Genomic DNA, 21,157 nt, shown 5'->3' on the forward strand with positions numbered 1-21,157 from the left:
GATCATGCGGCACGGCAAGTATCCGTTCGTGATCGGGTTCCTCTTCGCCCCGGTCACGCTGTACGTGGTCTTCGTCATCGCACCGTACGCGCAGGCGTTCCAGATCTCGATGACCAACTGGCGGGGGTTGTCCGCCCCGCAGTGGGTGGGCTTCGACAACTACCGGCGGCTGCTCGACGACGGGCGCTTCTGGCAGGCGGTCCAGCACCACGGCGTACTGCTGCTTGCCCTGCCGCTGATCACGATCGCCATCGCGTTGTTCTTCGCCTTCCTGCTCAACGTGGGCGGGCGCAGCGTGGGCGGCCAGCGGCAGGGGGTCCGGGGGTCGAAGTTCTACCGGGTGGTGTTCTTCTTCCCCCAGGTCCTGGCGGTGGCCATCATCGCGGTGCTGTTCCAGATGGTCTACCGGCCCAACGAGTCCGGCCTGATCAACGGCGTGCTGATGAAGTTCGGGCTGGACCCGGTGCTGTTCCTGGTCCGGCCGAACCTGGCCCTGTGGTCGATCATCGCGGTGCTGGTCTGGCAGGCCGTCGGCTTCTACGTGGTGCTCTTCTCGGCCGGGATGGCCTCGATCCCGGGTGAGATCTACGAGGCGGCCGAGATGGACGGGGCGAGCAAGGTGATGCTGTTCTTCCGGGTCACCCTGCCGCTGCTCTGGGACACCCTCCAGGTCGCCTGGGTCTATCTCGGCATCGCCGCGTTCGACGCGTTCGCCATCGTCGCGGTGCTCTCGGTGGACAGCGGCGGCCCGGACGGCGCGACGACGGTGCTGGCGGTGGAGATCTACCGCAACGCCTTCGTCTACTCGAAGTACGGCTACGCCTCGGCGATGGGTGTGGCGCTGTTCTTCCTCACCCTCACGTTCGCGGCGCTGACGCTGCGGTTGACCAAGCGGGAAAGCGTGGAGTACTGAGATGGCCGCACAGACGACGCTGCCGCCGGCCGCGGCGGACACCCCGCCCGGCCGGCCCGCCGCCCGCACCCGCAGGGGCCGGGGCGAACACCACGAGGTACGACTGTTCAGCGGGCTCGGTCAGGTGGCGCTCGCCGTCTGGGCGGTGATCGTCATCGTGCCGATCCTCTGGACGTTCCTGGCCGCGTTCAAGAACACCAGCGAGATCTTCAGCAGCCCGTGGACGCTGCCGGCGGAGCTGCGCTGGGAGAACTTCGGCCGGGCCTGGACCAAGGCGCACGTCGGCCGCTACTTCCTCAACAGCGTCTTCGTGGTGTCGTGCAGCACCTTCGGCACCATGCTGTTCGGTTCGATGGCCGCGTACGTGCTGGCCCGGTACAAGTTCCGGGGCAACCGGGCGATCTACTACCTGTTCGTCTCCGGGTTGGCCTTCCCGGTCTTCCTGGCGCTGGTGCCGCTGTTCTTCGTGGTCCGCAACCTGGGCCTGCTGGACACCCACACCGGCGTGATCCTGGTCTACATCGCCTACTCGCTGCCGTTCACCATCTTCTTCCTGGCCGCGTTCTTCCGGACGCTGCCGAACTCGGTGGCCGAGGCCGGCATGATCGACGGCTGCTCGCACACCCGGCTGTTCTTCCAGGTGATGCTGCCGATGGCGAAGCCGGGCCTGATCAGCGTGGCGATCTTCAACATCATCGGGCAGTGGGCGCAGTACCAGTTGCCCCTGGTGCTGCTCTCCAACGCCAAGGACAAGTGGGTGCTCACCCAGGGCATCGCCGACATCTCGGTCAACGCCGGCTACGAGGCCGACTGGTCCGGCCTGTTCGCCGCGCTGACCATCGCCATCCTCCCGATGATCATCGTGTACGCGATCTTCCAGCGGCAGATCCAGTCCGGTCTGACCTCCGGCGCGGTCAAGTGACCGGTCGGGGTGGCGGGGCCGCCTCGCCCCGCCACCCCGCCGGTGACCCGCAGCGCCCCGACGGGTGATCCGGGTCGGGGTGTCACAGGGGCGGGGCACAATCGGGCCGTGGCGGTGCTGGCGGTGGCGGCGGGGGAGCGGGGCGGTGGCACCCTGCAGCCGCTGGACGCCGCCGGTCACCCGGCCGGGCCCGTCGAGCCGGTCGACGACCTGCCCGCCGCCGTGGCCGCCCGCGAGGCGGCCGAGCGCCCCCGCTGGGTCTGGGCGTCCGGTGCGACGCTCTACCCGGCCCTGCTGCGCGCCGGGGCGCGGGTCGAGCGCTGCCACGACATCGAGCTGACCGAGGGGCTGCTGCTGGGGCACGCCGGCCGGTGGGGTGAGCCCCGCTCGCTGGCCGCCGCGTACGCCCGGCTCACCGGGGCCGCCGTCCCACCCGACCCGCCGCCCCGGCCGCCCGCGCCGCCGGGGCACGGGCAGGCCGCGCTCTTCGAGGCCGTCGCCGGCCCGCCGGCCCCCGGCATCGACGCCCTGACCCGGGTGTACGCCGACCAGCTCGCCCGGGTCGCCGCCACCGCCCAGCCCGGCCGGTTCCGGCTGCTGGTGGCCGCCGAGTCGGCCGGTGCGCTGATCGCGGTGGAGATGGCCGCCGTCGGGCTGCCCTGGCGTGCCGACGTGCACGACGAGATCCTCGCCGAGCTGCTGGGTGAGGCGTCGCCGGTGGGTGGGCCGCCGCGGCGGTTGGCCGAGCTGGCCGCCCGGGTCGCCGAGGCGTTCGGCGTCCGGCAGGTGCACGTCGACTCCTCGGCGGAGCTGCTGCGCGCCTTCGCCCGGGTCGGTGTGCAGCTACCCAACACCCGGGCCTGGGTGCTGCGCGGCGTCGACCATCCGGCCGTCCCGCTGGTGCTCGAATACAAGGAGCTGTACCGGATCTGGACGGCGCACGGCTGGGCCTGGCGGGACGCGTGGGTCCGCGACGGCCGGTTCCGCCCGGAGTACGTCCCCGCCGGGGTGGTCTCCGGCCGGTGGGCGACCCGGGGCGGCGGCGCGTTGCAGATCCCGAAGGTGATCCGGCGGGCGGTGGTGGCCGATCCGGGCTGGCGGCTGGTGGTGGCCGACGCCGGTCAGCTGGAGCCCCGGGTGCTCGCCGCGGTCTCCGGTGACGCCCGGCTGGCCACCGCCGGGGCGGCCGGGGACCTCTACGCGGCGCTGGCCCAGGACTCCTTCGGCGGTGACCGGGCCCGCGCCAAGCTCGCCCTGCTCGGCGCGATGTACGGGCAGACCGGGGGTGGGGCGCTGCCGGCCCTGGCGGTGCTCAAGCGCAGCTATCCGACCGCCTTCGGCTACCTGGAGGCGGCGGCGCGTACCGGGGAGGCCGGTGGCCTGGTCCGGTCCTGGCTGGGCCGGACCTGCCCGCCGGGGGCGGTCGGGTCCGGCGACGCCGACGACGCCCCGGTGGACCCGGACGCCGGGGCGGACCCGCGCTCGCCCCGGGCGCGGGCGGCCCGCTCCCGGGGCCGGTTCACCCGCAACTTCGTCATCCAGGCCACCGCCGCCGAGTGGGCCTCGACGCTGCTCGCCTCGCTCCGTGGTGAGCTGGCCGGGCTCGGTGGTGAGCTGGTCTTCTTCCAGCACGACGAGGTGATCGTGCACTGCCCCGCCGAGCTGGCCGACCCGGTGGCCGAGGCGATCCGCCGCGCCGGAGCGCGCGCCTCGGCGCTGCTGTTCGGCCCCACCCCCGTGCGCTTCCCCCTCGACCTCTCCACCGTCACCACCTACGCCCAGGCCTGACTCTCTTTACCCCCACCCCTCGCCCGGCCCCGTTGCGGTGTCAGCGCCCGGTGATCAAGAGGTTCGCGTCAGATTCGCCCGCCCGCGACGACGCAAACCTCTTGATCACCGGGGCGAGCCGGCGGGGGCGAGCCGGCGGGGGCGAGCCGGGCGACGGGCGTGGTTGGGTTCAGGGTATACGCGTGAAATATCCGTTTCGTGCCGACACTCATCCCTCGGGGGCTCGTTGCACCCGGTGTGCGTATCGCAGGAATGATCATCGCGGCGGGTGGGGGGCGTCGGCTCGGCAGCCCCGAGGCGTTGCTGTGTCGGGGGGACCGGCTGCTGGTCAGCTGCATGATCGACACGATGGTCGCGGCCGGCTGTGAGCAACTGGTGGTGGTGCTGGGGGCGGCGGCCGACGAGGTCCGGGCCGCGGCCGACCTGAGCCCCGCCACGGTGGTGGTCAACCGGGCCTCGGGAGCCGGGGTCGGCTCGTCCATCCGGGCCGGCCTGGCCGCGTTGGCCGACGAACGGGTCGAGGCGGTGGTGGTGGTGCCTGTCGACATGCCCGGTCTCACCCCGGAGGCGGTCCGGCGGGTGGCCGCGCTGCCGTACCCGGACGTGCTGGCCTGTGCCACCTACGACGGGCTGCGCGGGTACCCGATGCTGTTCGGCCGTCGGCACTGGGCCGGCATCGCGACCCTGGCCGGCGCCGACATCGGGGCCCGACCGTACCTGCTGGCGCACAAGGACCAGATCGTCGACATCGCCTGCGACTCGGTGGCCGACGGCAGCCGGGTGGACACCCCGGAGCTGATGGCGCTCTACGGCCTCACCGTGCCACCCCAGCGGGTCGGCGTCTGACCGCGCTCAGCCGCCGGGCGGGCGGCAGATGTCGACGGTGTGCCGGGGACGTAGCCGCCCGTCGAACGCGACGGTGACCGCCGGCCGGTCGACCAGCGAGAACCGGACCGTCCGCTCGCCGACGAACTCGGCGTCGATCCGTTCCCGGGGGCGCTCGTGGCGGCAGGTGACCAGCTCCCGGTCGGCGTCGTGGCTGAGCAGCCCGGCGCGGGCGCGTACCCGCAGCTCGGTGTGCGGCAGGTCCTTCCAGTCGCGGGTGTCCAGCCGGACCACCGCGTACCGGCCGTCGGGGGAGACGGCCAACGTGGAGTCCCGCTCGACGGTCGAGGCGAAACCGGTGCGGTACATGCCCCACGCGCCGGTGCCCACGCCGAGCAGCACCGCGCACCCGAGCGCGGCCGACCGTAGCGCCGTCGCGGCGGGCGGTTGCCGGGCGGCCAGCCAGCCGGCGAGCACCAGCGTCAGCGCGGCCAGCGTGGCGAGCCCGAGCAGGGGCAGCGGTCGATGCAGGAAGCGTGCCGCCGGATAGAGCCGGGCGTACCCGGCGTCCCAGAGCACGCCCGCGAAGAGGACCAACGACAGCAGCGTCAGCAAGCCGGCGAGGAGCCGCCCGCGACCGGAGCCGGCGAGGGGGCGGGTCCCGGGGCCGGCCGACATGCTACGCATCGTAGGCGTACGGAGCGCTCCCGGGCCGTCCCACGTTCGGCTGGTCCCCGTGCCACCCGCAGGTGGGCCGCGCCCGGTCAGACCTCGATGTTGAACCGTTGCAGCACCGACGGGGCGACCAGGCCGACGGCCGCGAGCACGGAGAGCACCGTCAACGCGGTCCGCAGCACCACCACCTCGGCCTTGCTGCCGGTACGCAACGCGATGCTGTTCGGTAGCCCGATCATCGTCCACATCCGGCGTTTGATCGGGATCGGCCAGAGGATGGGCACCCCCGCCTTGGTGATCATGTCGCCGAGGATGTGCACGAAACAGCCCACCCCGACGGCCAGCCCGATCATCGGATAGCCACGGTCACCTGGCAGATTGGCGAAGGTGAACCAGGCGGCGGCGGCCGAGACGAGGGTGACGATCACCCAGCCCGCCCGCTCGGCCCACTCGTCGAACAACCCCCGCAACGCCAGCCCGATCATGAAGAACAGGATGCTCACCACCGCCCACTTGCCGTACGCGGTGCACAGCGCGGTGGTGCCCCAGCCGACCAGCACGGTGAACGGGATGGTGTGGGTCAGGGTGCGGTGACCGTTGTTACGGCGCGGGTCACGGCTGAGCTTGGTGGCGTAGTAGACGCCGAGCGAGATCTTCTCCATCACCTCGGCGACGAACAGCGAGAACACCCCGAAGGTGCGGGCCACCGTCGCGCCGCCCTGGTTGCGGGTGACCTTGCCGGAGAGATCGAGGTCGGGAAAGAGCGCCCCACCTGCGCAGACGGCGGTGCCGACGGCCAGGGCGAGCGGTGACTGGTGGTAGTCGGCGAAGTAGTCCAGTGCCCACGACCCGGTCAGCCACACCGCAGCGCCCGACAGCGCGTGGGACGGTCCCATCATGTCGCCTCGCCCCTCCCCGTTTTCTTGATCGACAACGCTACGCCACTGTGTCAGAACCGCCGGTGCCAGGGCAACAACCCGGCCGGTCCACAGGGGAGGGTGTCAGGCGGCAGGACGGAAGCTCTGCCGGATCATCAGGAAGTATGTCGCGTTGACCTGCCAGTCGAACTGGTCTGTCAGCCATGAGACGGTGTAGGCCCGCTGCGGAGCGACCCGGACCAGCAGCCGGGCGGTGTGCAGCCGGGTCCCGGTCGGGCCGGTCCACTCGCACTCCCACAGCGCGCCGCCCCGGAACATGTCCAGCGCGGAGATGTCCACCCGCCGGTAACCGGTGAGCCGACCGTCGTCGGTGAGCCGGCGCTCCTCGGCCCGCCAGTGGGCGACCGGATCGGCCGGGGCGACGCCGGGGGCGACGCTGAGCACCCGGGGGCCACCGGGCTCGCGCAGACAGGTCACCGTGCCGTCGGTGTAGCGCAGCCAACCGGCCGGCGCGGCGATCCGGAAGCCGTCCGGGTCGGCGTACCAGGTCCAGCCCGTGACCAGGCCGAACCGCTCACCCGGCGGCGGTGCGGACCGGACCGGGGTGGCGTCGGCCGGCGCGGGCGCGGCGCACGGGAAGGCCGCCGGTCCGGCCGTCCCGGTGCCGGCGTCACCGCCCGGCGTCGACGACGGGCCGGTGCCGCCGCGCAGCGCGACCACCGCCCCGACCCCGGCCAGCAGCGTGCCCGCGACGGCCACCGCGACCAGGGCGGTCCGCTGCCGCCGCCGACGCGGCGTACCGGCCGGCAGCGGCGGGGTGTCCCCGCCGGCCGGCACCGTGGGGGGTGGTGGGGCCGGGGTGGACGCCTGCGGCACGGGCGGCATGGTGGGCGTCGCCGCGAGCGCCGCGCTCAGCCGGGTCTGCGTCTCGTCGGCGGTGAACCGTCGTTCCGGTTCGCGGCGCAGCAGGCCCTCCAGCACCGGGCGCAGCGCCCCGGCCCGCCGCGTCGGGTCGGGCGGCTCGGTGGCCAGCGCGCTCAGCGTCGCCATCGCGCTGCCCCGGGCGTACGGCGCCCGCCCCTCCACCGCCGCGTAGAGGGTGGCACCCAGCGACCACAGGTCGGTACGCGGGCTGGACACCCCGTCGCGGGCGCGCTCGGGGGCGACGAACTGCGGTGAGCCGAGCACCATCCCCGGCCCGGTCATCGCCCCGTCACCGCCGTCGAAGGTGGCCAGTCCGAAGTCGGTGAGCACCACCCGCCCGTCGTCGGCGACCAGGACGTTGTGCGGCTTGACGTCGCGGTGCAGCACTCCGGCGGCGTGGGCGGCGCGCAGGGCGGCCAGCACCGCCAACCCGATCCGGGCGACCCGGTGCGGGGGCAGCGGTCCCTCCTCGGTGAGCAGTTGTTGCAGCGAGCGGGACGGGACGTACTCCATCACGATCCAGGGGTTGTCACCGTCGTGCACCACGTCGTAGATCCGGACCACGTTGGGGTGGTTGAGCCGGGCCGCGGTGCGGGCCTCGCGCAACGTGCGCAGCCGTAGCTCCGCGCGTTCGTGCGCGGCGAGCCAGTGCGGCGGGACGACCTCCTTGACCGCGACGTCCCGGTGCAGCATCTCGTCACGGGCCAACCAGACCCGGCCCATCCCGCCGGTGCCGACCAGAACGAGTAGCCGGTACCGCCCGGCGACCCGCTGCTCGTGCACGACGTTTCCCCCTCGCTGCCCCGCCACCAGGATATCCGTGGTGGCCGGGGTGTTCGCGGCGACGGATTCGGGGGACGCAGCGCGGGAAGCCGGCCGTCGGCGGGCCGGGGCGGGTCAGGTGGGCGAGGTCACTTCCGTCGACCGGCCCCGGAAGCTCTGCCGGACCACCGTCAGCTCGTCGGTCGCGTCGTCCCAGTCATCGTCCGCCGACGACCAGCTCAGCATGAATCCGGACAGGTCCCGGCCGGGGATCAGCCGGACCCCATGCTCCCGGCCGCCGAACGGGGTGTCCCAACGGCACTCCCACTGGGCGCCGTCGCCGTCGAACGCCGCCAGCTTGATCTTGTCGTACCCGGGCAGGGCGCCGAAGCCGAGCTGGGTGCGTTCCTCGGCTCGGAGCCGTTCCAGCGCCCCGCCGCCGCCACCGGTCAGCGGTTCCACGCTCAGCGTCCGGCGGCTGCCCGGGTCGCGGAAGCAGGCCACCTGCCCCTCCTGGGTACGCAGCCAGCCGATCGGGACGGCGAGCCGGTAGCCGGCGCCGTCGTACCAGGTCCAGCCGGACGGGGGACGGAAACCGTCGTCCACGGTCGCCGGTCGGCCGGTGACCTGCGTGCCGACCGGGTCGGGACGCAGGCACGGCAGCGGCGGCGGGGCGAGGTCCTGTGCGCCGGGTGGCGGACCCGGCCGGCCCGGACCACCGGCCGGCGGACCGTACGGGCGGGTCGAGGGGGTGCTGCTGGCCGGCACGTCGGTGTGCCCCGGTGCGGCCCGGTGCTCGTCGTCGTTGATCGCGGCGGTGGTGCCGATGCCGGCCGCCGCCCCCACCACGATGGTCACCCCGGCGAGGATCCAGCCCCGGGCGCTGCGGGGCAGCCGGGCGAGCATCCCGGCCGGGCCGCCCGTGCCGGCCGCCCGCCGTGACCCCGCGCCCGCGCCGGTGCGTCCCGGCCCGCGCCCGCCCGGGCCAGCTGCGCCCGGGCCGGGGCCGGCCACCTGACCTGCGGCCGGCTTCGCACCGGAGGTGGTCGGGTCGCCGGTCGGTGCGCCGCCGCGACCGTCGGTGTCGCCAGGCCCCGGCGGGTAGCCCCCCGGATCACCCGAGGCGGCCACGACCCGACCGGGCGGGGTCGCCTCGGGCGGCTCCCGGCCGGGGCCGCCGGGCCCGGCGGCCGGGGGAGCGCCCACCACCTGCGGGTGACCGGTCGGCTCGGGGCCGGGGGAACCGGAGGACGTGGGGGAGACGGGCCGGTCGGCCGCGTCGGCGGCGGCCCGGCGGCCCGGTGGTCCCCAGTCCCGCTCGGCGTCGAGGTCCGCGCGGGTACGCGGGGGCGTCGGCGGGTCGCCCGTGCCGGGCGGCGGGGTCGGTCGGGCCACGCCCATCGGCCGGGGGACGGGCAGCACCACCGTGGGCGGCTCGGGCCGGGGCGTCGCCCGGGTCACCTCCTCCAGGCGGCGGGCGGCCTCGTCGTGGCGGATCCGGTGCCGGGGGTCGCGGACCAGCAGCCCGTCGAGCACCGGACGCAGCGGCCCGGCGTGCGGGGCCGGGTCCGGTGGGGAGGTGGCCAGAGCGGCCAGGGTGGCCATCGCGGTGCTGCGGGCGTACGGGGAGCGGCCCTCGACGGCGGCGTGCAGGGTGGCGCCGAGCGACCACAGGTCGGCCTCCACGCTGGACACCCCGTCGGCGGCGCGTTCGGGGGCGACGAACTGCGGGGAACCGAGCACCATCCCGGGGCGGGTCATCAGCCCGTCACCGCCGTCGAAGGTGGCCAGCCCGAAGTCGGTGAGCATCACCCGCCCGTCGTCGGCGACCAGGACGTTCTGCGGTTTCACGTCGCGGTGCAGCACGCCGGCGGAGTGCGCGGCGCGTAACGCGGACAGCAGCGCCAGCCCGACCTCGGCGGCGCGGACCGGGTCGACCGGGCCGGTGGTGTCCAGCACCGTCTGCAACGACCGGGACAGGACGTACTCCATCACGATCCACGGCCGTTCCTCGACCTGCACCACGTCGTAGACCCGGACCACGTTGGGGTGGTTGAGCCGGGCCGCGGTGCGGGCCTCGCGCAGCGTCCGCAGCCGCACCTCGTCGCGTTCGTCGTCGGCCAGCCAGGCGGGGGGCACCACCTCCTTGACCGCCACCTCGCGGTGCAACACCTCGTCGCGCGCCAGCCAGACCCGGCCCATGCCACCCCGGCCCACCAAGTTCAACAGGCGGTACCGGCCGGCGATCACTACCTGCTGCACCGTTCTCCTCACCATCGGCCGAGGTACACCGTAGCCAATGGATCGGGGCGGACCTATCGGTTGTCAGGTCTCGATCCGGTCAGCAGGCCGCGCCGTCCCATTGCAGCAGGTTGCCCTCGGGGATGGTGATCCGTTGCCGACCACCGGCGAGCAGGCCCGCCGCCCGCCGGGCCTGGAAACCGTCGTGGTCGCGGCGGGCGGTGGCGTAGCTGCCCGCGGTACGCGCGGCGATGGCCGCCCAGCCGTACCGCTCGCCGACCATGGTGCGGGCCCGCCGGGCCACCCGACGGGCGAAGACCTCGTCGCCGACGAGCCGGTCGACCGCCCCAGCCAGCGCGCCCGGGTCGCTGTGCGGGAAGGTCACCCCGGTGACCCCGGGTTCGACGATCTCGGCCAGCCCGCCGGTGCTCGCCACGGCCAGCGGCGCGCCGGCCGCCGCCGCCTCCAGGGCGATCATGCCGAACGGCTCGTAGAGGCTCGGTACGACCGTCGCGTCGGTGGCGGCGAGCAACGCCGGGAGCTGCCCGGCGTCGAGGAAGCCGGTGAACCGGACGCTGTCGCCGACGTGCAGCCGGCGTACCTGGTCGACCAGCTCGTCCCTGTACGGGCCGTCCCCGGCGATCACCACCCGCAGCCCCGGGTGCCGGTCGCGCAGGTGGGGCACGGCGTCGACGAGGTGCTGCACGCCCTTCTCGTAGACCAGCCGACCGGCGTAGCCGACCAGCGGGCCGTCCCCGGCGAAACGGGCGCGGGCCGAGGCGACCGCCCGGGGCCGGGCCCGGAACGCCCGGTCGTCGACCCCGTTGGGCACCACGTCGACCCGCCCGGCCGGTACGTCGAACAGCCGGCTGACCTGGGCTCGCATGTAGCCGGAGCAGGCGATCACCCGGGCCGAGGCGTTGCTGAGCCAGTGCTCGACGCCGTGGATGGTGCGGTTGAGTTCCCCGGGCAGCCAGCCCTGGTGCCGGCCGGCCTCGGTGGCGTGCATGGTGGTGACCAGCGGCAGGTCGAGGTGTTCGGCCAGGGTGACGGCGGTGTGCCCGACCAGCCAGTCGTGGGCGTGCACGACGTCGTAGTCGGCGGTGTCGGCGGCCCGCAGCGCGGTCCGGGTCAGGGTGTGGTTGAACGCCATCGTCCAGGCCAGCAGGGAGCCGGTGGCCAGCGGGAAGGCCACCGGGTCCTCGGGGGCGCGCAGGACGCGTACGCCGTCGGCGTACTCCTGAAGCGGCGCCCCCTCGGCGTGCCGGGTGACCACGGTGACCTCGTGCCCGGCGGCGGCCAGGGCGGTGGCCAGCGCGTGCACGTGCCGGCCGAGGCCGCCGACCAGCACCGGCGGGTACTCCCAGGACAGCATGAGCACCCGCTGGTGCCGGGCGGGGTGGATGTCGATCACGTCGGCGTCCGGTGACATGCGGCCCCCTTCGGGTGGTGTCCTGGGCGCGCGCCGGTAGGACACCATGAGGGTGTCCGTGCGCGGCCCGGGGTCGGGGCCCATCCTGCCGACTACTGGATAACCAGCGGAGACGCCACCGTTGCCGGTGTGTAACGGGTACCTATCGGGCCCGTCGGACGCGCAGCAGCTCGGCCACCGACCACGCCTGGAACGGGCATCCGGTGGCGGCGTGCGGGGCGGTGGCGTCCGCCGTCTCGCTCACCGAGCCCAGGCCGAATTCCCCCAGATGTCCGACCAGACCGACCAGCAGGTCGTCGGTGGGCAGCCCGGCCTTCCGGTACGCCTCGACGAACGGCCCGACCAGCCACGGCCAGACCGTGCCCTGGTGGTAGGCGCCGTCCCGCTCCGCCGGCCCGCCCCGGTGCCGGGGCGCGAACTCCGGCGCGTCGGGGGCGAGGCTGCGCGGCCCGAGCGGGGTGAACAGCCCGGCCGCCACCCGACGCAGCGCCACCGGGTCCGGCTCCAACGGCGCGTACGGCAGCGACCAGGCGAGCAGCTGGTTGGGGCGCAGCAGGTCGTCGTCGTGGTGCGCCGCCCCACCCAGCGGGTACGCCGGGGCGGGCGCGTCCACCACGTCGTGCAGCCAGCCCGCCGGGGTGGGGAACCGCTTGCCGAACGACTCCCGGGCCCGGTCGTGCAGCCGCCACAGCTCGTCCGGGTCCTGCCCGGCCAGCTCGGTCAGCTCCGCCAACCCGGCCAACCCGTTGATCCACAACGCGTTCACCTCGACCGGCTTGCCGACCCGGGGGGTCACCGGCACCCCGTACACCCGGGCGTCCATCCAGGTCAGCGCGGTGCCCGGGGTGCCGCCCTGGGTGATCAGCCCGTCGTCCGGGTCGACGGCGATGCCGTACCGGGTGCCGGCCAGGTGCGCCCGCACCACCCCGTGCAGCGCCGGCAGCAGCTCGTCGCCCAGGTCGGTGTCGCCGGTGACGGTGACGTGCCGGCCCACCGCGTGCAGGAACCACAGCGTCGCGTCGACCGTGTTGTACTCCACCCGACCGGTGTCGGCGGTGTTCGCCAGCATCCCCTCCGACAGCGTCGCCGCGTACGCCCGCAGCAGCTCCCGCCCCTCGTCGGCCCGCCCGGTGCACAGGAACAACCCCTCGTACGAGGTCATCGTGTCCCGCGACCAGGCCCCGAACCAGGGGTACCCGGCCACCACGTCCGGCCCGGCGGGGGTACGCACCACGAACGCGTCGGCGGCCAGCGCCAGGGTCGCGTCCACCGCGTCGGCCGGCTTCGCCGCCGCCACCACCGCCCGGTGCCGCTGCCGGGCCGCCGCCACCACCTGCGTCGCCGGGGGCGGCTCCTCGGCCAGGTCACCGGCCCAGGCCAGCACCGACACGGTGTCCCCGGGGCGCTCCAGCGCGCCGGAGAACCGCCCGGCGCACCACAGGTCCTCGTCGGGGTGCAGCCCCCGGGCGGCCTCCTCACGGTGGTGCACGCCCAGCCACCACTGCCCCTCGGGCGTCCAGTCCGGGCCGGCGAGGCGGAACGCGCCCTCGACCACCGCGCCGCCGTCGGCCGGCTCCACCCGGGGCGTGGGGCCGTCGGCCCGCCGCTCCCCGTGCGCGTCACGCCAGGTGCAGGCGGCCGAGAGGTCCAGCCGGACCGGGCCGCCGGCCACCAGCCGGTGCACCACCGCCACCGCGGACCGGCCGTGGGTCATGGCCAGCTCCCGCTCGATCACCACGTCGCCGATCCGCCACCGCCAGCGCGGCAGCCCGTCGACCAGGTCGAACCGTTCCAGGTATTCGTAGCCGCGCGGGTCGACCACCCCGGAGTTCCACTCGTGCGCGCCGAGCCGCACCCGGGCCCCGGACGGCAGGACCACCGCCGGGTCCAGGCTGACCAGTCCCACCCGGCGGGCGGCCGGAGTTTCCCCGGCGACCACCAGCAGAGCGTGGTAGCGGCGGGTCCGCAGCCCGCTCACCGTGCCCATGGCGTACCCGCCGAGACCGTCGGTGACCAGCCATTCCCGGGTCGCCCCGTCGGCCAGTTCACCGCAGACCCCCGGCCCGAAACCGAACTCGATCAACTTCTTTCCTCCTGTGGCGGCGAGGTGTAACACGCCACGACGACAATGGCCGCTGTGGTCAAGTACCCCGGCGGCGTCGAAAATGTGCAGGTGTTCACCGACAGATCGCCCTCCGACGCCCCGTCCCCCGACGCCGAGCGGCTCCGGCTCGCCCAGGCCGATGCCGGGGAGCAGGACTGGCGCGCATGGGGTCCCTATCTGTCCGAGCGGGCGTGGGGGACGGTACGGGAGGACTACAGCGAGCACGGCACGGCGTGGGACTACTTCCCCCACGACCACGCGCGGTCCAGAGCCTACCGGTGGAACGAGGACGGCATGGCGGGCGTCTGCGACGACCGGCAGACGTTCTGCTTCGCGCTGGCGCTGTGGAACGGGGTGGACCCGATCCTCAAGGAGCGGATGTTCGGCCTCGGCGGCGACGGCGGCAACCACGGCGAGGACGCCAAGGAATACTGGTGGTACCTCGACAGCACCCCCACCCACTCGTGGATGCGCTGGCGCTACCACTACCCGCAGGCCGCCTTCCCGTACGACGAGCTGGTCGCCGTCAACGCCCTGCGCGGCCGGGACGAGAACGAGTACGAGCTGGTCGACACCGGCATCTTCGACGACGACAGGTACTGGGCGGTCACCGTCGACTACGCCAAGGCGTCCCCGACCGACATGTGCATCCTGGTCACCGTCGCCAACCGGGCCGACGAGGCGGCCACCCTGCACGTGCTGCCCACGCTGTGGTTCCGCAACACCTGGGCCTGGGGCCCGCCCGGCGCCGACCGGGTGCCCCGGCTGACCGGCGAGGGCGGCCGGCTGGTCGGCGAGCACTGGGTGCTGGGGCAGCTCCTGCTGGAGGGCGACGGCGAGCCGGTCCCGCTGCTCTGCGACAACGACACCAACGCCGAGCGGCTGTGGGGGCTGGCCGGCCGCTCGCCGTACCCGAAGGACGGGATCAACGACCACGTGGTGGCCGGCGCCGCCACCGTCAACCCGGACCGGGAGGGGACCAAGGGCGCCCTGCACTACGTGCTGGAGGTGCCGGCCGGCGGGCAGCGGCAGATCCGGCTGCGGCTGACCCGCACCGCCCCGCCGCCCGGGGCCGCCACGCCGCCCCCGGCGGAGCTGGGCGCGGGGTTCGACGCGGTGGTGTGGGCCCGCCGGGCCGAGGCGAACCGCTTCTTCGCCGGGGTGATCCCGGCGGCGGCCAGCGCCGACGAGGCGCTGGTCGCCCGGCAGGCGATCGCCGGGCTGATGTGGGGCAAGCAGTTCTACCACTTCGACGTCAAACGGTGGCTGGAGGGTGATCCGGGGTCGACGCCGCCGGCCGGCCGCCGGCACGGGCGCAACAGCGCCTGGTGGCACATGACCAGCTTCGACGTGATCTCCATGCCGGACCCGTGGGAATATCCCTGGTACGCCGCCTGGGACCTGGCCTTCCACTGCGTCACCATCGCCCGGGTCGATCCGGGCTTCGCCAAGGCGCAGGTGCTGCTCCTGCTCCGCGAGTGGTACCTGCACCCCAACGGCCAGATCCCGGCGTACGAGTGGGCGTTCGGTGACGTGAACCCGCCGGTGCACGCCTGGGCGGCGTTGAAGGTGTTCGAGATCGACGGCGGGCGCGACCACGAGTTCCTCGCCCGGGTGATGCACAAGCTGCTGCTGAACTTCACCTGGTGGGTCAACCGCAAGGACACCGGCGGCAACAACCTGTTCGAGGGCGGTTTCCTCGGGCTGGACAACGTCGGCCCGTTCGACCGTTCGGCGGCGCTGCCGGTGGCCGGGGTGCTGGAGCAGTCCGACGGCACCGGCTGGATGGCGATGTACGCCCTCAACCTGCTGGACATGGCGATCGTGCTGGCCGAGCACGACCGGGCGTACGTGGACACCGCGACGAAGTTCTTCGAACACTTCGCGTACATCGCCGCCGCCGGCTACTCGCAGGGGCTGTGGGACGCCGAGGACGCGTTCTTCTACGACGTGCTGCGCCTCGCCGACGGCACCCAGGTGCCGTTGAAGGTCCGCTCGGTGGTGGGGCTGCTGCCGTTGGCGGCCACCACCCGGCTGAGCGCGCGGACCCTGCAACGCCTGCCCGAGCTGGGTGCCCGGCTGCGCTGGTTCCTCAGCCAACGTCCCGAGTACGCCGACGTGATCGGGGCGCGTCGGCTCGGTCCGAACGGCCGCCAGCAGCGGCTGCTGTCCATGGTCGGCCCGGAGCAGGTGGTCCGGCTGCTGGCCCGGATGCTCGACCCCGACGAGTTCCTCTCCGACTACGGCCTGCGCACGCTCAGCCGGGCCCACCTGGACAAGCCGTTCGCGGTCGACCTGGGCGGGCAGGAGTTCTGCGTCGGCTACGAGCCGGCCGAGTCGACGAGCGGGCTGTTCGGCGGCAACTCCAACTGGCGCGGCCCGATCTGGATGCCGACGAACTTCCTGCTGATCAGCGCGTTGCGCGACTACGCGGCGTTCTTCGGCGACGACCTCCAGGTGGAGTACCCGACCCGGTCGGGGCGCAAATGCACCCTGGACGAGATCGCCGACGACCTGTCCGCCCGGTTGATCTCGCTGTTCACCCGGGACGGCTGGGGCCGCCGACCGATCTACGGCGCGTGTCAGCTCTTCCAGACCCATCCCGACTGGCGGGACCTGATCGCGTTCCCCGAGTACTTCCACGGAGACAACGGCGCGGGCCTCGGGGCCTGGCACCAGACCGGGTGGACCGCGCTGGTGGCCGACCTGATCCTGACGCTGCGCCGGGACAACCCGGATGTGCCGGGCGGGTCGGGCCGCTAGCGTGTCCGTCGGCCGCCGCCGTCCGGGCGGGGCGATCGGTCGGGAGGGGATCGGATGAGTGCGGGTGCGACCGGAACGGCCCCGGGGGCGGGCGCGACGACGTTGATCTTCGACGCCGACGACACGCTCTGGGAGAACAACGTCCTGTTCGAGCGGGTGATCGACGACTTCCTGGACTGGCTCGACCACCCGACGCTCGACCGGGCCCAGATCCGTACCGTGCTCGACGACATCGAGCGGGCCAACGCGGTGGCCCACGGCTACGGCAGCAAGGTCTTCCTGCGCAGCCTCGGCGAGTGCCTGGAGCGGCTGCGGGAGCGACCGGCCACCGACCGGGAACGCGCGGACATCGACGGGTTGGCCACCGCGCTGGTCAACCACGAGGTCGAGCTGATGCCCGGGGTCGCCGACACCCTCGACGCCCTGGCCACCCGCTACGACCTGCTGCTGCTGACCAAGGGGGACCGGGCGGAGCAGCAGCGCAAGCTGGACGCCTGCGGCCTGCTGCACCACTTCGCGGCAGCGCACATCGTGCCCGAGAAGGACACCGGCACCTACCGGTGGCTGGCCCGGGAGCACGGCTTCGCCCCGGCCGACGCCTGGATGATCGGCAACTCCCCGAAGTCGGACATCCTGCCGGCACGGGCGGCGGGGATGCGGGCGGTGTTCATCCCCAACGAGAACACCTGGGTGCTGGAGGACGACGACCTCGACCCGGCGGACACCGGGGTGATCCGGCTGGCCGCCTTCCCCGATCTGCTCGCCCACTTCTGAGAGCCAACAGCGTCCGGCCGGCTGACGGTGTCACGTCGGGATGCCGCAATTGCGACTCGGCGGCAATCACCTCCGTGACCCCGTCGGCCTGCTTGCCCGGTCATCCGGCGGCTGCCTAACCTGGGCCGGCGTTCACGACCGATCGGGGTGGTCGGGAACGCGCCGAAGTCCGGCACCGGGGCACCGGGGAGCTGAGTGCTGGCGGGCCTGGTCCGCGTGCCGGGCCCGACGGGACCGGCCTGACCCGACCGTCGCGCCCGCACCGGCGTGCACCGCTGCCGGGCCGGACGGCTGGCGGTCAGGGTCGGGGAGTTGCGGACCCGACCCTGACCCAACCACCCGCGCCAGCGGGCAGAGCAGCGGCCCCCGGCGCGGCGGGGCACCACCGCACCGCCGACGGTGCGATCATGGGCGGAATGCGGACCTCATCCGGGACGGACGGGCGCGACACGGACCCGGCGGCGGGCCGGGGGCGGCCGGTCCCGCCACCGAACCGGGCCTCCCGGTTGACCACCCTGCCCGCCGCGAGCCGGCAGGTCGTCATCGTCACCGGCAGCGGCTATTCGACCACCTACGCCACCCTGGAGACGTTCCACCGGGCGGGCGGCCACTGGGTTCCGGTTTCCGCCCCGCTGCCCGCCCGGGTGGGCGCGAAGGGCTTCAGCGACCACCACACCGAGGGGGTGGCGACCACCCCGACCGGCGTGTACGCGTTCGGCCCCACCATGTACGGCATCGCCGCCGACCCGGGCGTCCGGTTCCCGTACCACCGGGTGGTCACGAACGACTGGTGGAACGAGAACCCCGACTCGCCGGCCTACAACACGTTCCAGCACAGCACCACGAACCCGGGCGGCTACAGCGAGGCGCTGTGGCGGGAGGTGCCGGCGTACACCCACTTCGCGGTGATCACCTACAACATGCCGCCGACCGTGCCGAAGCCGGTGCCGGACGCGGGCAGCGGCATCTTCCTGCACGAGTTCAGCACCCCCGCCGGCGGCCCGACCGCCGGCTGCGTCAGCCTGTCCCACGCCGACCTGGTGTCGGTGCTGCGCTGGCTGGACCCGCGGTACGCGCCGCGCATCGTGATCTGCCCGGCGGCCAACCTCGGCCGCTACTGACCGACCGGGCTCCAGTTCCGGCCGGGGTGGACGTCCGGGTGGTGGCGGGGCCGGCGGACGCCGACCCCGCCGGGGTTCAGGAGATCTCGTTGCGGACGATCGCCACCGCGACCCGGCAGAACTCGTCCATGTCGGGGCGGAAGCCGGCGGCGATGTCCGGGTGCAGCCCGGAACGGGTCTCGTCGAGCAGTTGTTGGCAGACCTGCTCGACCGGTTCGCCCGCGTAGCTGGCGCGGACCCGGTCGGTGGCGGCCTGCAGCGCCGAGGTCAGCTGATCCTCCAGCGGGCCGCGCAGCTTCTGCTGCACCGGGTCGAGCCCGCGCGGGTCGAGCGTGACATGTGGCTCCGACATCGGTGCTCCCTTCGTCGGCGTCCGCGGTACCCCACCGCGGACGTCGGTCAAACCACGGTGGGCGCGGCGGCCACCCGGACCTGGTACGAGAGGTTCTCCGCCGGTTCCTCCCGGTACGACAACCGGCGGATCTGCCGGTCGTCGGCGTAGAGCGCGACGTCGACCAGGACCCCGAGGTGGGCCAACCCGATGTTCGCCACCCGCTTCTTGTCCTGGAGCACCGCGCACACCCCGCCCAGCAGGGTGCTGGCGTCGGAGGTGCGGTGCCCGGGTGGGCACCGCAGGATCAGGTCGACCTCGACCGGCCCGGCCAACGGCGTCCAGCCGGTCTGCTGGGCCGCGGCACAGGCCGCCTCGAGCAGGGCGCGTACCCTCGTCGCCTGCCGATGGCCGGCGGCGAAGATGGACAGCGCCTCAGTTTTCACCGGTGGCAGGCCGCTCACCTCGAACGTCAGGGCGAGAGCGCGGGTGTCCTGCACCACGGGGCACCTCCTCGTTGAGGACGATCCTGCCCGGACCGGTGGGCGCGCAGTGGGAGTTCGCGGGAGAACCCTCCGAACGGGCAGGCTGATGTCGGCCGGAGGCGTATCGACTACGACGGCGACGCGCTGGCTTGGTGGAGTGAGTGCGTCAACGCTAGTGCACGCGGCATGCCCCGGGACAGCCCACCGCGCCCGCCATCCGGACAGTCGTCGACAAGCCGACGGGACGCGCGATGCCGGTCGGGACGCGCGATGCCCGGTCGGGACGCGGGATGCCCGGTCGGGACGCGGGCGGCGCGGTTGATCGACTCCTTGGGGGCGATGTTGCGGTGTCCGCCGCACCTCGATACCGCTGTACCGCCCCAACTGAGTCGATCTTGCCGGCCGGGGCGGGCGACCAGGAGCGGGGCGAGCCGGGGCCGACCAGGCTCCCGGCGGTGCGGGGGAGCCCGGTCGGCCGGCCGGGTCAGTGCCGCTTGGCGTAGCCGACGAACGCGGTCCAGGCCGTACGGTCGAAGTGGAGGGTGCCGCCCTCGCGGTCCTTGGTGTCGCGCACCAGCACCCGGTCGGGCAGATTGTCGGCGACCTCGACGCACGATCCGCCGTTGCCGCCGGACCTGGTCGACTTCCGCCACTGCGGGGTCATCATGTCCATGACTTCGCCACTTCCTCGATCAGCTCGATTGACTGCCGGCGGGGGAGCGCCTCGTTCCGCACGATCTCCCACGTTCTGGCCAGCGTAGCGACATCGGTAGGCGTATCGACGATCTGCGCGGTGAGCTGGTTGTCCGCATGGGCGACCCGCTCGCCGTCGGGCATCTCGGCGATGATGAACTGCCCGGCCAGCCCCAGGTACATGCCGGCGTCGGTCGGCACGATGTGCACCTGGATGTGCTCCTCGGCGGTCAACCGGGCCAGGTGCTCGCACTGCTCGATCATCAGCCCCGGCTGGTCGAGCACCGGCCGGCGCAGCACCGTCTCGTCGATCACGCAGATGAGCTGCGGTGGGCGTTCTCGCCGCAGGATCGCCTGCCGTTCGAGCCGGGACGCCACGATCCGGTCGACGTCGTCCGGGGCGAACCGGCCGCCGGCCAGCGTCGCGCGGGCGTACCGCTCGGTCTGCAACAGGCCCGGCACGTACGCCAGCTCGAACCAGCGCAGCGTGGTCGCCTCCCGTTCGAACTCGATCCACTCCCGCAGCCAGGCGGGCTCGGCGTCGAGCCGGCCCAACCGGTCCAGCATCCGCAGGAAACGCCCGCCGGTGTCGTGGTGGCCGTCGACGGCCTTCATGAACTCCTTCGTGGGCGCCCGGCCGCCGGTCTCCACCGAGCTGACGTGCGACCCCGAGTAGCCGATGCCCTTACCGAAATCCTCCTGGCTGAGTGCGAGTGACGCCCGGAACAGGCGCAACTCCTCCAACACGTAGTCGGTAGCCGTCCCCATCACACCCCCGGTTCCTGCCCACCGTGGACCGGCGGGTCGCTCGTGGTCGCTCACCCACCCTGCTGAGCTGCGCAGATGGCGTGAGCGTGTATCGACAGTAGTGGTCCGGTCAGCAGACTGTCACCGGTGGTGGGCCCGCTGGCAGCCGGGGAGGGCGGCAGCGGGCCCTGCCCGGGGCCGCTCCCGACACCCCCCCGTGCGGGAGCGGCCCCTTCCAGTCCCAGGTCGATGCGGTCGGCCCCGGGCCGCGACGGCCGGGGCCGACCGCGCCCACGATTCGAGGAGGTGGCGGTGATGGTGGTCCGACCGCCGGTCCCGCACGTCGCGATGCGCCCGCTGTGGCGGTGCCGCAACTGTGGCCGGGAGTGGCCCTGCCAGCCGGCCAAGCTCGCCCTGCTCACCGAGTACCGCCGGGACCGCACCGGGCTGCTGGTCTACCTCGGCACCCTGATGCACGAGGCGACCAACCAGCTCGCCCAACTGCACCCCGGGCACCCGCCGGCCCGGATGACCGAACGTTTCCTGTCCTGGGCCAGGGTCCGGCGCTGAAACCGCCCGCACGGGCATGACCCGGACGCCGGTGACACGCCTGCGTCGGGCCCGGCCACACCCGGCCCGACTCCGGTTACCGACAGGTTTCACGACTTCGCAGGTCGGGCAGTGTAGGCCCACGGAACGGCCCGGGGCGGCGTGTTTCCGCACTTCACCGGCCCGGTAACGGCTTGCCGTGCACCGGGGCACGGGTGACCTCCCCGGTT

18 protein-coding genes are annotated in these 21,157 nt (G+C 73.6%); 8 read left to right on the forward strand and 10 right to left on the reverse strand.

Annotated elements, in window-relative coordinates; genetic code table 11:
* The first annotated feature begins 4 nt into the window (after positions 1–4).
* The 4 genes from JQX11_RS18330 (at position 5) to JQX11_RS18345 (ending at position 4,469) form a co-directional block, all read left to right on the forward strand.
* Entirely contained in the window at positions 5–913 is a 909-nt protein-coding gene (locus JQX11_RS18330; RefSeq protein ID WP_204926174.1) for a carbohydrate ABC transporter permease, read from the forward strand.
* A 1-nt stretch (position 914) separates the two neighbouring features.
* On the forward strand, positions 915–1,835 hold the full coding sequence (locus JQX11_RS18335; protein WP_204926175.1) for a carbohydrate ABC transporter permease: 921 nt from the start codon (positions 915–917) through the stop codon (positions 1,833–1,835).
* Between the two features lie 108 nt (positions 1,836–1,943).
* Positions 1,944–3,623 carry a bifunctional 3'-5' exonuclease/DNA polymerase gene (locus JQX11_RS18340; protein WP_307826233.1) on the forward strand — a complete coding sequence of 560 codons (1,680 nt, stop codon included), beginning with the start codon at positions 1,944–1,946 and terminating at the stop codon, positions 3,621–3,623.
* A 252-nt stretch (positions 3,624–3,875) separates the two neighbouring features.
* Entirely contained in the window at positions 3,876–4,469 is a 594-nt protein-coding gene (locus JQX11_RS18345) for a nucleotidyltransferase family protein (protein ID WP_204926241.1), read from the forward strand.
* Positions 4,470–4,475: 6 nt separating this feature from the next.
* Here JQX11_RS18345 and JQX11_RS18350 read toward each other — a convergent pair whose 3' ends face one another.
* From JQX11_RS18350 to JQX11_RS18375, 6 genes are all read right to left on the reverse strand, one after another.
* The gene (locus JQX11_RS18350; protein ID WP_204926176.1) at positions 4,476–5,126 is read right to left on the reverse strand and encodes a hypothetical protein; all 651 of its coding nucleotides are present in this window, start codon (positions 5,124–5,126) and stop codon (positions 4,476–4,478) included.
* Positions 5,127–5,212: 86 nt separating this feature from the next.
* On the reverse strand, positions 5,213–6,022 hold the full coding sequence (locus JQX11_RS18355; RefSeq protein WP_204926177.1) for a metal-dependent hydrolase: 810 nt from the start codon (positions 6,020–6,022) through the stop codon (positions 5,213–5,215).
* Positions 6,023–6,124: 102 nt separating this feature from the next.
* A complete protein-coding gene (locus JQX11_RS18360; protein WP_307826234.1) occupies positions 6,125–7,708 on the reverse strand; it encodes a serine/threonine-protein kinase in 1,584 nt (527 codons plus the stop codon).
* 114 nt (positions 7,709–7,822) lie between these two features.
* Entirely contained in the window at positions 7,823–9,949 is a 2,127-nt protein-coding gene (locus JQX11_RS33115) for a serine/threonine-protein kinase (RefSeq protein ID WP_307826235.1), read from the reverse strand.
* A gap of 79 nt (positions 9,950–10,028) precedes the next feature.
* Positions 10,029–11,360 (reverse strand): glycosyltransferase family 4 protein, encoded by a 1,332-nt coding sequence (locus tag JQX11_RS18370; protein WP_204926179.1) that lies wholly within the window; start codon positions 11,358–11,360, stop codon positions 10,029–10,031.
* A 142-nt stretch (positions 11,361–11,502) separates the two neighbouring features.
* Positions 11,503–13,443: an amylo-alpha-1,6-glucosidase gene (locus tag JQX11_RS18375; RefSeq protein WP_204926180.1), complete on the reverse strand. Its 1,941-nt coding sequence runs from the start codon at positions 13,441–13,443 to the stop codon at positions 11,503–11,505.
* Positions 13,444–13,488: 45 nt separating this feature from the next.
* Here JQX11_RS18375 and JQX11_RS18380 point away from each other — a divergent pair, with 45 nt between their 5' ends.
* From JQX11_RS18380 to JQX11_RS18390, 3 genes are all read left to right on the forward strand, one after another.
* Entirely contained in the window at positions 13,489–16,227 is a 2,739-nt protein-coding gene (locus JQX11_RS18380) for an MGH1-like glycoside hydrolase domain-containing protein (protein ID WP_204926181.1), read from the forward strand.
* A gap of 54 nt (positions 16,228–16,281) precedes the next feature.
* Entirely contained in the window at positions 16,282–17,001 is a 720-nt protein-coding gene (locus JQX11_RS18385; RefSeq protein WP_204926182.1) for an HAD family hydrolase, read from the forward strand.
* Between the two features lie 416 nt (positions 17,002–17,417).
* The gene (locus tag JQX11_RS18390) at positions 17,418–18,122 is read left to right on the forward strand and encodes a L,D-transpeptidase family protein (RefSeq protein WP_204926183.1); all 705 of its coding nucleotides are present in this window, start codon (positions 17,418–17,420) and stop codon (positions 18,120–18,122) included.
* A gap of 76 nt (positions 18,123–18,198) precedes the next feature.
* On the opposite strand, the gene JQX11_RS18395 is transcribed toward JQX11_RS18390, so the two are convergent.
* From JQX11_RS18395 to JQX11_RS18410, 4 genes are all read right to left on the reverse strand, one after another.
* Positions 18,199–18,474: a hypothetical protein gene (locus JQX11_RS18395; protein ID WP_204926184.1), complete on the reverse strand. Its 276-nt coding sequence runs from the start codon at positions 18,472–18,474 to the stop codon at positions 18,199–18,201.
* 47 nt (positions 18,475–18,521) lie between these two features.
* Entirely contained in the window at positions 18,522–18,953 is a 432-nt protein-coding gene (locus tag JQX11_RS18400) for a RusA family crossover junction endodeoxyribonuclease (RefSeq protein ID WP_204926243.1), read from the reverse strand.
* A gap of 469 nt (positions 18,954–19,422) precedes the next feature.
* Positions 19,423–19,605, reverse strand: coding sequence for a DUF397 domain-containing protein (locus JQX11_RS18405; RefSeq protein WP_204926244.1), 183 nt, complete (start codon positions 19,603–19,605; stop codon positions 19,423–19,425).
* Complete coding sequence (locus tag JQX11_RS18410) at positions 19,602–20,399, reverse strand: helix-turn-helix domain-containing protein (protein ID WP_204926185.1); 798 nt, start codon at positions 20,397–20,399, stop codon at positions 19,602–19,604. The genes JQX11_RS18405 and JQX11_RS18410 overlap by 4 nt, the downstream gene beginning before the upstream one ends.
* Before the next feature lie 294 nt (positions 20,400–20,693).
* Between JQX11_RS18410 and JQX11_RS18415 the strand changes: the two genes are divergently transcribed.
* Positions 20,694–20,948 carry a flavin reductase gene (locus JQX11_RS18415; RefSeq protein ID WP_204926186.1) on the forward strand — a complete coding sequence of 85 codons (255 nt, stop codon included), beginning with the start codon at positions 20,694–20,696 and terminating at the stop codon, positions 20,946–20,948.
* Positions 20,949–21,157: the final 209 nt, after the last annotated feature.

It is taken from the genome of Micromonospora humida (assembly GCF_016901255.1).
Classification (GTDB): Bacteria; Actinomycetota; Actinomycetes; order Mycobacteriales; family Micromonosporaceae; genus Micromonospora; species Micromonospora wenchangensis.

Excerpts from the sequence above, each read along its gene's own strand:
- JQX11_RS18335 (WP_204926175.1), top strand. The coding sequence starts at position 915 with ATGGCCGCACAGACGACGCTGCCGCCGGCCGCGGCGGACACCCCGCCC.
- JQX11_RS18385 (WP_204926182.1), top strand. The coding sequence starts at position 16,282 with ATGAGTGCGGGTGCGACCGGAACGGCCCCGGGGGCGGGCGCGACGACG.
- JQX11_RS18345 (WP_204926241.1), top strand. The coding sequence starts at position 3,876 with ATGATCATCGCGGCGGGTGGGGGGCGTCGGCTCGGCAGCCCCGAGGCG.
- JQX11_RS18370 (WP_204926179.1), bottom strand. The coding sequence starts at position 11,360 with ATGTCACCGGACGCCGACGTGATCGACATCCACCCCGCCCGGCACCAG.
- JQX11_RS18330 (WP_204926174.1), top strand. The coding sequence starts at position 5 with ATGCGGCACGGCAAGTATCCGTTCGTGATCGGGTTCCTCTTCGCCCCG.
- JQX11_RS18395 (WP_204926184.1), bottom strand. The coding sequence starts at position 18,474 with ATGTCGGAGCCACATGTCACGCTCGACCCGCGCGGGCTCGACCCGGTG.
- JQX11_RS18410 (WP_204926185.1), bottom strand. The coding sequence starts at position 20,399 with ATGGGGACGGCTACCGACTACGTGTTGGAGGAGTTGCGCCTGTTCCGG.
- JQX11_RS18350 (WP_204926176.1), bottom strand. The coding sequence starts at position 5,126 with ATGTCGGCCGGCCCCGGGACCCGCCCCCTCGCCGGCTCCGGTCGCGGG.
- JQX11_RS18355 (WP_204926177.1), bottom strand. The coding sequence starts at position 6,022 with ATGATGGGACCGTCCCACGCGCTGTCGGGCGCTGCGGTGTGGCTGACC.
- JQX11_RS18415 (WP_204926186.1), top strand. The coding sequence starts at position 20,694 with ATGGTGGTCCGACCGCCGGTCCCGCACGTCGCGATGCGCCCGCTGTGG.
- JQX11_RS18390 (WP_204926183.1), top strand. The coding sequence starts at position 17,418 with ATGCGGACCTCATCCGGGACGGACGGGCGCGACACGGACCCGGCGGCG.
- JQX11_RS18405 (WP_204926244.1), bottom strand. The coding sequence starts at position 19,605 with ATGATGACCCCGCAGTGGCGGAAGTCGACCAGGTCCGGCGGCAACGGC.
- JQX11_RS18380 (WP_204926181.1), top strand. The coding sequence starts at position 13,489 with ATGGCCGCTGTGGTCAAGTACCCCGGCGGCGTCGAAAATGTGCAGGTG.